This is a genomic window from Desulfosarcina sp., assembly GCF_041551955.1.
Classification (GTDB): Bacteria; Desulfobacterota; Desulfobacteria; order Desulfobacterales; family Desulfosarcinaceae; genus Desulfosarcina.
The window spans coordinates 1-12,102 of record NZ_JBFELV010000127.1; the positions used below are offsets into that span (position 1 = coordinate 1).

14 protein-coding genes are annotated in these 12,102 nt (G+C 58.1%); 11 read left to right on the plus strand and 3 right to left on the minus strand.

Translation table 11 applies throughout. From position 1 onward, the window contains the following. The coding region (locus tag ABYV26_RS11565; RefSeq protein WP_372681143.1) for a hydrogenase iron-sulfur subunit at positions 1–1,413 on the minus strand (1,413 nt) is incomplete at its 3' end. A 76-nt stretch (positions 1,414–1,489) separates the two neighbouring features. After that, the gene (locus ABYV26_RS11570) at positions 1,490–2,731 is read right to left on the minus strand and encodes an NAD(P)-binding protein (protein WP_372681145.1); all 1,242 of its coding nucleotides are present in this window, start codon (positions 2,729–2,731) and stop codon (positions 1,490–1,492) included. 396 nt (positions 2,732–3,127) lie between these two features. Between ABYV26_RS11570 and ABYV26_RS11575 the strand changes: the two genes are divergently transcribed. The 7 genes from ABYV26_RS11575 to ABYV26_RS11605 all read left to right on the plus strand — a co-directional run bounded on the left by ABYV26_RS11575 (position 3,128) and on the right by ABYV26_RS11605 (position 7,992). Then, a complete protein-coding gene (locus ABYV26_RS11575) occupies positions 3,128–3,574 on the plus strand; it encodes a YaiI/YqxD family protein (protein ID WP_372681147.1) in 447 nt (148 codons plus the stop codon). 12 nt (positions 3,575–3,586) lie between these two features. After that, on the plus strand, positions 3,587–4,099 hold the full coding sequence (locus ABYV26_RS11580; RefSeq protein WP_372681149.1) for a hypothetical protein: 513 nt from the start codon (positions 3,587–3,589) through the stop codon (positions 4,097–4,099). A 200-nt stretch (positions 4,100–4,299) separates the two neighbouring features. Beyond that, positions 4,300–5,019, plus strand: coding sequence for an SDR family oxidoreductase (locus ABYV26_RS11585; RefSeq protein ID WP_372681151.1), 720 nt, complete (start codon positions 4,300–4,302; stop codon positions 5,017–5,019). 178 nt (positions 5,020–5,197) lie between these two features. Then, the gene (locus ABYV26_RS11590; protein WP_372681153.1) at positions 5,198–6,604 is read left to right on the plus strand and encodes a cytochrome ubiquinol oxidase subunit I; all 1,407 of its coding nucleotides are present in this window, start codon (positions 5,198–5,200) and stop codon (positions 6,602–6,604) included. After that, on the plus strand, positions 6,597–7,622 hold the full coding sequence (gene cydB / locus ABYV26_RS11595) for a cytochrome d ubiquinol oxidase subunit II (RefSeq protein ID WP_372681154.1): 1,026 nt from the start codon (positions 6,597–6,599) through the stop codon (positions 7,620–7,622). The genes ABYV26_RS11590 and cydB overlap by 8 nt, the downstream gene beginning before the upstream one ends. Continuing rightward, positions 7,606–7,728 (plus strand): hypothetical protein, encoded by a 123-nt coding sequence (locus ABYV26_RS11600; protein WP_372681156.1) that lies wholly within the window; start codon positions 7,606–7,608, stop codon positions 7,726–7,728. Before cydB ends, ABYV26_RS11600 begins: the two co-directional genes overlap by 17 nt. A 9-nt stretch (positions 7,729–7,737) precedes the next feature. Then, positions 7,738–7,992, plus strand: a complete 255-nt coding sequence (locus ABYV26_RS11605) for a hypothetical protein (RefSeq protein WP_372681158.1) — start codon at positions 7,738–7,740, stop codon at positions 7,990–7,992. Between the two features lie 79 nt (positions 7,993–8,071). Here ABYV26_RS11605 and ABYV26_RS11610 read toward each other — a convergent pair whose 3' ends face one another. After that, positions 8,072–8,953, minus strand: a complete 882-nt coding sequence (locus tag ABYV26_RS11610; RefSeq protein ID WP_372681160.1) for a hypothetical protein — start codon at positions 8,951–8,953, stop codon at positions 8,072–8,074. A gap of 428 nt (positions 8,954–9,381) precedes the next feature. Here ABYV26_RS11610 and ABYV26_RS11615 point away from each other — a divergent pair, with 428 nt between their 5' ends. From ABYV26_RS11615 to ABYV26_RS11630, 4 genes are read left to right on the plus strand one after another with little or no spacing between them, the layout of a single operon-like run. Further along, on the plus strand, positions 9,382–9,621 hold the full coding sequence (locus ABYV26_RS11615) for a MoaD/ThiS family protein (protein ID WP_372681162.1): 240 nt from the start codon (positions 9,382–9,384) through the stop codon (positions 9,619–9,621). A 37-nt stretch (positions 9,622–9,658) separates the two neighbouring features. Then, entirely contained in the window at positions 9,659–10,207 is a 549-nt protein-coding gene (locus ABYV26_RS11620; protein WP_372681163.1) for a hypothetical protein, read from the plus strand. Beyond that, positions 10,204–10,917, plus strand: a complete 714-nt coding sequence (locus tag ABYV26_RS11625) for an SDR family NAD(P)-dependent oxidoreductase (RefSeq protein WP_372681165.1) — start codon at positions 10,204–10,206, stop codon at positions 10,915–10,917. Before ABYV26_RS11620 ends, ABYV26_RS11625 begins: the two co-directional genes overlap by 4 nt. A 25-nt stretch (positions 10,918–10,942) precedes the next feature. Then, positions 10,943–11,965, plus strand: a complete 1,023-nt coding sequence (locus ABYV26_RS11630) for an ADP-ribosylglycohydrolase family protein (protein WP_372681167.1) — start codon at positions 10,943–10,945, stop codon at positions 11,963–11,965. The last annotated feature ends 137 nt before the right edge of the window (positions 11,966–12,102 follow it).

The following is a 12,102-nucleotide window of genomic DNA, read 5'->3' on the forward strand; positions in this document are numbered from 1 at the left end:
ATGGCAGGTGCAGAGCATCACGCCATCTGCACCGGCGTCAAAGGCCGCCAGCAGGTCGTGGCTGGAAACCGTCCCGCCGCAGGGCACTTCGACAAACTGAACGGCCTCGGGCAGAAAATGGCCTGCTTGGCGGGACAGCGCAAGGGCTTGGCCGGCTGATCGCGCGCAGCCGAACACCATGACCTGGGGTGGGTCAGCCAGAATGTCTTTTTCTGCCGCGGGTTTCCGCAACTGTCGATATACGTCTTCGCCGATCCGCATCCCATCCATCTCGATGGCCCGGGCCGGGCAGCCTGCTACACATATGCCGCAACTCTGGCAGGCCTCGGTCACCACCGACATGTGCAACCCGATGTCAATGGCCTTGTGGGGGCACAGCCGATGACAGGTTAGACATCGGACGCACCGGCCGCGAACGATCTCAACCCCTGGCAGGGTTTCGAGGTCAAGATCCTGCAGGAAGGCCATCACGTTCAAGGAGGCCTGATCAGCGTCGGCCAGCTGTTCGTCTTCGGATAGAATCCCCCGGGAACCACCGGCCACGAAAACGCCGCGGCGATTGGTGGCGTTGCTTAAGCGATGGACATTGTCGCTCTGGGCAAACCCACGGTCCTCCTGGCTGATCGCCAGTTTGTGCGCCAACGCATCCAGGTGTCGGCCCGGCCCGATGGTCTCATCCACGACCATCCAATCGGCACTGAGTTGAAAGGCCGTGCGGGTCAGTTCATCCAGACAGTCAATTTTAAAACAACCTTCCGCCAGCGTTTGAATGCTTGGATAATCATCGGTGAATTTCAGAAAAATGGCGCCGGCGCGTTTGGCTTCATAAACCAGCGCTTCCGCGCCGTTGGCGGCTACCTTGAGGTTGCCAGTCATAAAGACAGTGGTTGCCCAGGATTCGCGCTGCAGGTTGAGGCAGCAAGTCAGCATCCGGTGGGCAACTGCCGGATGGGTGTCGTTTCCCCAGCCACAGAGAAACACGATTCGGGCCTCGTTGCCAAACAGCTCTTGCGTTGACGCCCGGCGCCATTTCTCTTCCAATGCAGAGATGGACAGCACCCGGGGGGTCGGTTCGAGTCCATAGGGCGTATAGTTGGGGGAGGGATTGTCATCTTCGGCAAGGACAATGGCCGGCACGTGTTGATCAAAATATAAATTCCCCCGTTTCAGCCTCAGGTCAAAATTCTTGGCGAATCCGCGGCAGTTGGACAGTTCGATACCGGTTAGCCAATGCAGTCGGTCGCCGCGGCCGGCTTTAGGGGGTGACTCCTCCCTTGCCGCCAGCCAGGCATGGATGCCATGGCCGTGCAGATTGGCGGCAATCTTCTGTGCGCAGGCACCGCTGCCGAAAATCATTACCTCCGGCGACCGTGAGCCTTTTCTCCGCATGTCGGTATTCGTTTTTTGATCCATGTCGAAAATTTCTCAGCTGAATAGAACCCTGGCGTTGGCAAGAGGGAGACAGCCACACCCAGAAGACCGACCTTTTTTATGATGCCGTCAGGTACCGGACCATGTCAAAGACAGCCTTTTCCACACTGCTCACACTTTCGGCGATCGACATGGGGCCCGTTGCCGCACCGCCTGAAAATATTCCCGCCGGTGCCGGTTGGCGGCTGCTGCCGTGGGGCGGCATAAACCCGCTTTCATCTGCGGTCCAGTCCAGTATCCGGGCCATGCGTCCATTGTCTCCGGCCGGAATCAGGCCCACCGACAGCACCACGATGTCAAATACCAATTCCCTGGACGCGCTGCTTTCCGGGTCGAAGTAGACGACTTCCAATTCATCCGTACCGGTTCGCAAGATGTCGCCGGGGATGGCCCTGATCATCTTTATGTCCTCGCGGGCGCTCCGGTAAAAGGACTGAAAATCGTTTCCAAACGTCTGCACATCTATATAGAAGAAGGTGATCTGCGCATCTTTCTGGCGGGATTGAATCAGCCGCGCCATTCTCAGCGACGACCCGCAGCATATCTTCGAACACCAGGGATGGCCCAACTGGGCGTCCCGGCTTCCCACGCACTGAACAAAAGCGATGCGTCCGGCCGTCCCACCGTCCGACGGGCGTTTCATCACGGCATGCTCGCGCATCAGCCGTTCGGCATCCAGGCTGGTGATGACATTCGGGAACTGGCCATAGCCATAAGGCTTGTCGCTTGGATTGTAGGGCGAAAAACCGGTGGCCAGGAAGATGGCGTCCGCCTGCATCGTCCCCGCCTGTGCCCGGGCAGACAGGCTGATGGCGCCTTGCGGGCAGGCATCCCTGCACAGGCTGCAGGCGGCATTGTCGAAGTATCGGCACAGGTCCCGTCGAATGGCCACGTACGGCCCTACACGCGGGGCCCGCCCCTGCATTATGGCCCCGGGAACCGGACATTTTTGGAAGCAGATACCGCACCCGTCGCACTGGTCTGCATTCACCAGCGGCGAATGAGTGCGGTAAGCGATCTGATAGGGGGGCCGTCCGCTGATTGCTTCGATCTGCGTCCCGGCATGGATTTCGACATTGGGGTGTCGGGTGGTACGGCGCAGTTTGTCTTCGGCCACACAGGCGCCGCATTTGACGCAGGTCTCGGTGGCCTTGCAATTGAGTTGGATGGCGTGGCCGCCGAGAAAGGGCGTTTTCTCAAACAAAGATACGCGCACCCCCCAGCCGGCCAACGCGTCGGCAGCCGTCAGCCCGGCAACGCCGGCCCCTATGACGGCGACGTGCGTGTGATCAAGGTTCAAGGGTTTTCTCCACTTGGTGCTCAATGAAGCGGTTGATGGGTTGGGCTTTTCCAGGGAGCCTCATGTTACTATTGGGCAGCAGCTCCATGGCAGACCTCCTGTCTCTTCAAGTTGCCATTCCGGCGGCAGTGAGCGGATTGCGACGGAGTATAAACAGATCCAAAAAAAAGTGCAAGTTTGGAGATATGCATAACCATTTTCAAGTGTTAAGGTTTTTGCGCCGCCGCAATCGTTACGCCGGGCCCCTGTAATAAAAATGGCTTCGTACAAATTGGCATTGCACCAATTCTCTAGTTTTGTATGGTTGGGATCGGTTTGATGGCTTTGTCGATTTTAAAAGCCACGCTATGAACCGCTGACGCCGTTGATTCAGCGTAATTCCAAAGGAAGGTTGATTTGCCGACAATTTACGTCGACGCCGATGCCTGCCCGGTCAAGCAGGAGGTCTGCAAAGTGGCCAGGCGCTATGGGCTGGCCGTGACCTTTGTTGCCAATTCCCGGATGAGCATCCCCGATCCGGGCACATCGACGCTGGTGGTCGTCAAAGGCGGCTTCGATGCGGCGGATGACTGGATCGTCGGGCAAGTCTCAGCAGACGACATCGTGGTCACGGCCGACATCCCGCTGGCCCACCGATGTATCGGCAAGCACGCCCGGGTGATCGGCCCCACCGGCCGGTCCTTCACCGAAGAGAACATCGGCCAGGCCATGGCCATGCGCGAGCTCATGTCCGGTCTGCGTGAAGCCGGAACAATAACCGGGGGGCCGCCGCCATTTCAGAAAAAGGACCGCTCGCGGTTTCTTCACCAATTAGACCAGATGATTCAATCCTCCAAACGATGAAAAGGATCTGACATGAAGCGAGGCGGGAGACGCATTCTGGCCGTCACGGGTGTGCTGTCGATCGGTCTGGCGGTTGCCGTCGTGTGGTTCCTGGCCCAGGCCATGCCCATTGGTACCGGCTATGTAGCCAAATACCTGTGTACCAGCACCTTCCCGTCCAAACGGGATCCGCAGGTGGTTTTTGCCGAAGATATCAAGCCGGTCAACCCGCTGGCCAAACTGGTCAGCTGGGATATCGACACGGTGGGCCAATCGGTTACTGCAACGGCGTTCAAGGTGTTTCGGTCCAAGGCAATTTTCCCCCAGGGGTGCGGCTGCACCCTGCTGGCCGGCGCCACGGAGGCATCGCTTCGTGAACAAACCTTTTTTAAAGCCGGTGCAGGCCTCCCGCCGCCCTCGCATCCACCGGCGGTGCCGTGGCCGAAAGGCAGCGCAGGGGCTGTCGACCCGGCAACCGACTGTGGCCCCGTGACCCCCTGGATGCCTATGCCGCCCAAGGGTTTCAGGAGCAGAAGGTCATCGTGATACCCTCTAAAAAACTGGTGCTGGTGCGCTTCGGGGCCACTGCCCCACGATCGGCGTGGGACACCGATGCCTTCATCGCCGGTGGGGTCCGGGCGCTTCCCCGATAGCGATCAGGCTTGCATGGTGACCCTGACAAATCGATGGGACGGCATTATCTTGAACATGCGATATCAGATTAAATGGCATTTTCGAGGTGAACCATGAGCAATGCACTTAAGCTTAAAACGGTCGTCGTCATCGGCGGCAGTTCGGGTATGGGGCTGGCCGTGGCCAAAGCATCCGCACGGTCCGGTGCCCGGGTGGTGATTGCCAGCCGAAGCCAGGACAAGCTGAAAGCCGCTGCTGCGAAGATCGGCGGTGACGTTCACTGGCAGGTGGTGGACACCACGGACGAGACATCGGTCTCGGACTTGTTCGAGAGGCTGGGCGCCGTCGACCACCTGGTGATTCCCGGCAGTTCGGTGAAAACCGGCACCCTGCGGGAAATGCCCCTGGCCGAGGGCATGTCGACCATGCAGAGCAAGTTTTGGGGGCCATACCTGTGCGCCAAATACGCCCGGATCAATCCCGAAGGGTCGATCACGTTATTCTCCGGTATTTTAAGCCGGCGGCCCGGGCAGAACGACGCCGTGCTGGCGTCGGTCAACGCCGCCGTGGAAGCCATGGGCCGAGCATTGGCCAAGGACCTGGCCCCGGTGCGGGTCAACGTGATTTCTCCGGGCATGACCGCCGGTACCGGCGCCTACCTGAAGATGCCGGAAACGGCCCGGGAAGGGATGTTCACGGCCATTGCCGAGCGTCTGCCGGTGGGACGCGTAGGCCGGCCGAAAGACATCGCCGATGCCGCGCTGATGCTGATGACCAACGGATTTATCACCGGTATCGTCCTGGATGTGGATGGCGGCGGTTTGATCGCCTGATCGTGGGGTCGGACCGCAGCAGATCCGGCACCCGGCACCTGATCCGATGCCCGCCGTTCGTTCGCCTGCCGCTGCCGGTCTTCCTTCGGCTTGACTTTGCCGGCAGACACTTTATTATTAACGCTGAATGATTGCTCCCTGCCAATGACAACTCTTTATCGCCTATCGAGGTAAATACATGTTTTCCGACCTTGATCCCGTATTCCTGGCCCGTGCCCAGTTTGCCTTTACTGTGGCCTACCACATCACTTTTCCGGCGTTTACCATCGGCCTGGCCAGTTGGCTGGCCGTGGTGGAATGGCGCTGGCTCAAAACAGGCAACCCGCTGTACGAGCAGATTTACCGCATGTGGGTCAAGATCTTTGCCGTGACCTTCGGCATGGGTGTGGTTACCGGTGTGGTGCTCTCCTACCAGTTCGGCACCAACTGGTCGGTGTTTGCCGACAAGGTGGGCAATGTGCTGGGGCCGTTGCTGGGCTATGAAGTGCTCACGGCCTTTTTCCTGGAAGCCTCGTTTCTGGGCATCATGCTCTTCGGTTGGAACCGGGTGAGCAAGCGGATGCACTTTGCCGCCACAGTGATCGTGGCGGCGGGCACTCTGATTTCGGCTTTCTGGATCCTGTCCGCCAACAGCTGGATGCAGACACCGACCGGTTTTCGCGAGGGTGCCGACGGACTGCTCTACCCGACCGACTGGATTCAGGTGATTTTCAATCCATCCTTTCCGTACCGATTGATCCACATGGTTACCGGGGCCTACCTGACCACGGCCTTCGTGGTCGGCGGCATCGGCGGGTATTACCTGTGGCGGGGCCTGCACGTGAAACACGCCCGGATCATGCTGGGCATGGCCATGATCATGGCCATTTTCGTGGCACCCATGCAGCTTGTCTTCGGCGACCTGCACGGGCTGAACACCTTCAAACACCAGCCGGCCAAGGTGGCGGCCATGGAGGGCATCTGGGAAACGGAAAAAGGTGCCGGCCTGCGGCTTTTCGCCTGGCCGGACCAGATCGAGGAGCGCAACCGCTTTGAGATCACCATCCCCAAATTATCCAGCTTAATCCTCACCCATGACCTCGACGGTGAGGTGAAAGGGCTCAAGTCCTGGGCCAGAATAGACCGGCCGCCCGTGGCCATGGTCTTCTGGACCTTCCGCATCATGGTGGGGCTGGGTATGCTGATGATCGTCACCGGCCTGATTGCGCTGGTGCTCCACTTTAAAAAACAGCTTTTTACCACACGCTGGTTTCACCTGTGGTGCGTGGCCATGACGCCGGCGGGTTTCGTGGCCGTGGTGGCCGGCTGGTTCGTCACCGAGGTGGGCCGGCAGCCTTACATCGTGTTCAACGTATTGCGCACGTCGGACACCATTTCCCCCGTGGCCGCAGGACCCATCGCCATCTCCCTGGCCGCGTTTGTGATCACCTACGGCCTGGTCTTCACCGCTGGTGCCTATTACATTCTGAAACTCATCGGCAAGGGGCCGGAAACCACCGAAGACGATACCTATGGAAGCCACGGCGTGAAGCAGCCGCCCCTGGTCACTGACCTGGCTGCCGGGACAGGAGGGAAAGATGTTTAGTTTCGAGAGTTTTCTGGACTTGCCACTTGTCTGGTATTCGCTGATCGGCACGGCCATTTTTCTGTATGTCCTGCTGGATGGCTTCGACCTGGGTGTGGGCATCCTGTTTCCCTTTGCCCCCACGGACGCCTGCAGGGACCGCATGATGAACTCCATCGCCCCGTTCTGGGACGGTAACGAGACCTGGCTGGTGCTGGGCGGCGGCGGGCTGTTCGCCGCCTTTCCGTTGGCCTACGCCATACTCATGCCTGCATTTTACATCCCCATCATCCTCATGCTGCTGGGGCTGATTTTCCGCGGGGTGGCCTTCGAGTTCCGCTTCAAGGCCACCGGCAAATCACGGCGCATCTGGGACTACTCCTTTCACTTCGGCTCACTGGTGGCCACCTTCATGCAGGGCATGGTGCTGGGTACCTTTGTTCACGGCATCGCCGTGGACGGCCGCAATTTTGGCGGAGGCGCCTTCGACTGGCTGAATGCCTTCAGCGTCATGACGGGTGCCGCCCTGGTGACCGGCTACGCCCTGCTGGGCGCCACCTGGACGATCATGAAGACCGAAGGCGATACCCAGGACTGGGCACGAAAGTCTGCCCGCTACGTGTTGCTTTACGTGGCCCTGTTCATGGGCCTGGTCAGCCTGATCATGCCCATGATGAACAGCGACATCAAAGCGCTGTGGTTCAGCCTGCCCAACTTCTATTTCCTGCAGCCCATGCCGATCCTGTCAGTGGTCTTTTTCGTCATGCTTTGGCGAGATCTGCGCACTGAGCGGGAATACCGGCCTTTTTTTCTTACCCTGGGCATTTTTTTAATGAACTACCTCGGCATTGGGATCAGCACCTGGCCCTGGCTGGTGCCCTTCAAAGTGACCCTGTGGGATGCGGCTGCCGCGCCCGAATCCCAATCGCTGCTGCTGCTGGGAACGGTGTTCCTGCTGCCCTGCATTCTGGCCTACACCGGTTATTGCTTCTGGGTGTTCCGCGGCAAGGCCTCCCACGAACATGATCCGGCTTACTGAAAAACAGCGCCAGTGGCTGTGGTTTGCCGGTCTGTTTGTCGGCGGGATGGCCGGGATGCTGGTGCTGGCGGGGATCGTGCGGCTCTTGCTGGGAATGAAGATATAGGTGTCGACCATGCCGACGGCCGCTGAACAACAGGTACTGGCTTTGCTGGCCAAGGAGTGGGACTATACCGGACCACCGGGAATCTTGGATATCAGTGACGTGGTCGCTGCACTTCCCTTGGCGCCAAGTGAAACCTTGGAGGCAGTCAAGACGTTGTTTGCATGCGGCCTGATCGACATGAACACGCTTAAAAGCAGCGCTTTTCTTACTCCGGAGGGTTATGACACAGCCAGGGACGACGGTGAATCCCATTTAAAATCCTGATCCAGTCCGATCACACATCGGTCGAAAAAAACCGATGCCCAAACCTTCATACATTTCCAATCGATTAAGAATCTTCGGCTCAACTGCCGACGCTTCCCCTCCAAAACAATGCCTCCTTTGCCTTGAGCGCTTTCTGGCGCTTTGGATGGAGGAAGTGCTTGTAAATGTCCTCTTCCATGTCGACCGGTCTACCGAGGATTTTTTCTTCGATCAGGGAGAGCGCCTCGATGGACTTGTCGCATACGGGGTAGCCTTTCTCGTCCAGATCGATTGAAGGGTCGAGGGAAACGCCAGAAATGTTGTTGATATCCACCAGGCGGATGCCGCCGTTAACGGTGATGATCAGATTGCCCGCTCCGGCCAGGTCGGGGATGTGTCCGGCTTCGCTGATCATCAGTTTTATTTTTTCGATGAAGTGCGATCCTTTTTGCCTGACCGCTTCAATCCATAGGCTTTTGGATAAGGTCAATGGGCTGTCCTGGCCACGAAAGGCCTCGTACAGCGCCGGCAACAGGTCGCCCGCGCCGAGAAGGGTCCACGGGTCCAAAATCTCACCCGCGACGTATTCCTGGAATCCGCACAGCATCAGGTCACGGCCTTCGGGTCGCTGATAATCCACGATGCACTCAGTGGAACGAGCCATGAAATCGGGTGCCAGGTAGCGTTCGACGATTTTGACCCGGCCGATTTCTATCAGCGCGTTTTCGAGGGTTTTCAGACGAGCCCGGAAAATACGAAACATTCGGCGCGGCCTGGCTTTTGGAAAGCACCTCACATCGGCAATCATCTTCCCGGTCTGCTCGACTTCCACGTCGGACGGGTCCAGAATCTCCATGATGTGCGAGCGAAGGCCCTGCCTGAAATGCCTCCTGAACACAAAGGGCACGGATGATCGGACGAAGTTCAGTGCGGTGACATCCGCATGGTTGATCGCTGATCGGTTTCTTATGTCTTCGGGCATTTCAACCTTCCTGTTGGAGTGTTATGCGGTAACTGTCGATCAAATACCGATCCCGGGAATGTCTGGATGCCTCATCCAACCCGCCTGAATCGAGACAGTTCCAGACTTCAACAAAACCCAAAAACAACCTTAGCGCACAATTTATTTGCTGTCACCCACGTGGGAATAGCGATGTTTTTTCCACTCATGGTGACAACGATCGGCATTCAAACAAGCAGTCTTTTGGTCATGCAGTGATAGGCTAAACCCACCGTCAGTCTCCGCAGTGGCTATTTTTTTATAATAAAAACGGATTTTTGTAATTCTGTTGACTGCCAGTCTGGCCGACCCGTTCGGTCCGGGTGCGCCTTGAAGATTTCAAGCCGGTGACTACCGTTAGGTACAGAATTCATCACTAAAGATCGATTCTGCAACCTATGAGGTGAACCATGAAGATCAATGTAAAATGCTTTGCAACGCTTTCCAATGAAGACTCCTGCCGGCACGACCGGCACGAGGCCATAATTCTCAGCGAAAATAACGCCACTGTCGGCCAATTAATTGAACAGGTAAAAGTCCCCGAGAAAAAGATCGCCACGGTGTTTGTAAATGGCAGGCGGTCCGGTCTCGATTTCCGGTTGTCAGAGGGTGATCGTGTGGCCTTTGTGCCGGCTGTCGGAGGGATGTAGCTGGTCTCCTATTCGAGGCGGGGAGGTTTTCAAACGTATGGCACCTACCGAGACAGATCTGAACCGAAAACTGGCACAGACCATCGAGCAGCGGGCCGGTTCGGGCCCATCGGAGATCGTGGCCGGCTGGCAGTCGATGCTTCGGGACATGCTAATCCGAATGCAGCCGTACCTGATGCCTGGCGCTATGGTTACCTTTCAGCAGCTGCTGCCGGGTGAAAAAGCTTTTTTCAACCGATTGGTCGAAGAAGTGCCGGTGCCGACGAAATGCCTGGCCTTCTATCTGCCCCCCAGTGTGCGTCACCAGATGATGGGCGGCCAAGCCGTCGACACCCATGAACCCGGCCTTTCAGATGCCGGGGTACTGGTGGCCAGCAGGGTCGACAGCCATGATGTCATCGTCAATGCACTCTTTGCCCTCGCCGCATGTACACCGGCGGTGGATGTATACGAACAGGGACAGCTGGTGGCGGGATACCAATACTCAAGCATCGATGCATGCCGGTTTGAACTCGGCAGCGTCCTGAAGCGGCATCTGCTTCAGGAAAGGATGCGTCATAACCTACACATGGAGAATGAAAAATGAATTCAGCGGCGTTTGTTGTGGTTGGCGGTACGTCGGGTATCGGGCTGGAAATTACACGCCGCCTGGCGACCGAAAACTTCAGGGTCGTGGTGGTTTCCCGGTCAGCGGGCAGTGTGGCTGAGCTGGCCGGGGTGACCCACCTGCAGGCTGACGTAACCCGGGGCGAGATTGATGCAGGCAGTTTTCCAGACAGGATTCAAGGCCTGGTTTACTGCCCGGGCTCCATCCGACTGCGGCCATTCCACCGCCTCAAGGAAGCCGACTTCCTTGCCGATTTTCAGATTAACCTCCTCGGCGCCGTCAAGGCCATTCAAGCTTGCCTGCCGGGCTTGAAAAAGGCGGACGATACGGCATCCATCGTCCTGTTCAGTACGGTGGCGGTGGCAACGGGCATGCCCTTTCACGCCTCGATTGCCAGTGCCAAGGGGGCCCTGGAGGGCTTGACCCGCTCGCTGGCTGCCGAGTTCGCCCCGAAGATCCGGGTCAACGCCATCGCTCCGTCGCTGACCGACACCAATCTTGCCAAAACACTGCTTTCCGATGACGGTAAAAGATCCGCTGCTGCGGATCGACATCCGCTCAAACGATTTGGAAATCCAGGGGATATCGCGGCTGCGGCGACATTTCTGCTCGAGGATTCATCCTCATGGGTTACCGGCCAGGTGATTGCGGTGGATGGGGGCATGGGGGCGCTGCGGACGTTCAAATAACCGGTCTTTAGGGCAAGGAGTCTTCATGGTCACTTCAACCGACAATCAATCCCGGAAGAAAGGGGCAATCCTGGGTATGTACATTGGCGATGCACTGGCCATGCCGGTGCACTGGTACTACGATCGACAGGCACTGGCACGGGATTACGGTCGCGTGACCGGCTACCTGGCCCCGAAAGATCCGCACCCTGACAGCATCTTGTGGCGCTCCGCATTCACGCCGGTCAACGCCAAGGCTGACATCCTTCACGACCAGGGCCGGTTCTGGGGGCGCCCCGGTGTGCACTACCACCAGTTTCTAAAGGCCGGTGAAAACACGTTGAATCTGAAGCTCTGCACGCTGTTGCTCAACCACCTTCAAGAAAACGATGGCTATGACGGCGATGCTTACCTGGCCGACTACATCGCTTTCATGACCACCCCCGGCAGTCACAGGGATACTTATGTGGAGGAGTACCACCGTCATTTTTTTAACCACTATGCCTCCGGAAAGCCGCCCCGGGCCTGCGGGGTGGTTGAGAAACACATCAGCGGCATTATCGGTATGATTCCGCTGGCCGTTTTTTTCGCCGACGACCCCGAACAGGCCAGGTGGGCGGCCTTCGACCATCTCGGCCACACCCATCTGGGCGCGCGCATGCAGGCGGCCGGTGAGTTGCTTCTCGATGTACTGCTTCCCGTTCTGGCCGGTGAAGACATCGTCGACGTAATTGCCGAGAAGGTCCGGCGGCAGGACAACCCGCTGCTGGGCCACCCGTTGATGCGATGGCTTGACGATTCCGATGAAATCGTCGTGGGCCGACGCCTCAGCAGCGCCTGCTACGTGGAAGATGCACTGCCGGCCACCGCCTACCTGGCGTTGAAATATCACGACGACGTGGCCCAGGGCCTGGTCGCCAACACCAACCTGGGTGGCGACAACGCCGGCCGGGGCGCGGTGCTGGGCGCCCTGCTGGGGGCGGCCAACGGCCACGGGGCCTTTCCCGAAACATGGATAGAGGGGCTTCGTCATCCACCACCTGAACTGTATGGCAACATGCCGGTTTAGACACACATGCGAACCGATGATCGATCCATCATCGCTTTGGAGCAACTGATAGATAATGAAAGGAAATAGCCATGAGCACGGAAATTAAAGAAACCCTGTACGTCAAGGTCAAGGATATGGCGGGCAACGATTTTGTA

Coding starts and splice junctions, on each gene's coding strand:
- ABYV26_RS11580 (WP_372681149.1), top strand. CDS start 3,587: ATGAAGCGAGGCGGGAGACGCATTCTGGCCGTCACGGGTGTGCTGTCG.
- ABYV26_RS11585 (WP_372681151.1), top strand. CDS start 4,300: ATGAGCAATGCACTTAAGCTTAAAACGGTCGTCGTCATCGGCGGCAGT.
- ABYV26_RS11590 (WP_372681153.1), top strand. CDS start 5,198: ATGTTTTCCGACCTTGATCCCGTATTCCTGGCCCGTGCCCAGTTTGCC.
- cydB (WP_372681154.1), top strand. CDS start 6,597: ATGTTTAGTTTCGAGAGTTTTCTGGACTTGCCACTTGTCTGGTATTCG.
- ABYV26_RS11600 (WP_372681156.1), top strand. CDS start 7,606: ATGATCCGGCTTACTGAAAAACAGCGCCAGTGGCTGTGGTTTGCCGGT.
- ABYV26_RS11605 (WP_372681158.1), top strand. CDS start 7,738: ATGCCGACGGCCGCTGAACAACAGGTACTGGCTTTGCTGGCCAAGGAG.
- ABYV26_RS11610 (WP_372681160.1), bottom strand. CDS start 8,953: ATGCCCGAAGACATAAGAAACCGATCAGCGATCAACCATGCGGATGTC.
- ABYV26_RS11615 (WP_372681162.1), top strand. CDS start 9,382: ATGAAGATCAATGTAAAATGCTTTGCAACGCTTTCCAATGAAGACTCC.
- ABYV26_RS11620 (WP_372681163.1), top strand. CDS start 9,659: ATGGCACCTACCGAGACAGATCTGAACCGAAAACTGGCACAGACCATC.
- ABYV26_RS11625 (WP_372681165.1), top strand. CDS start 10,204: ATGAATTCAGCGGCGTTTGTTGTGGTTGGCGGTACGTCGGGTATCGGG.
- ABYV26_RS11630 (WP_372681167.1), top strand. CDS start 10,943: ATGGTCACTTCAACCGACAATCAATCCCGGAAGAAAGGGGCAATCCTG.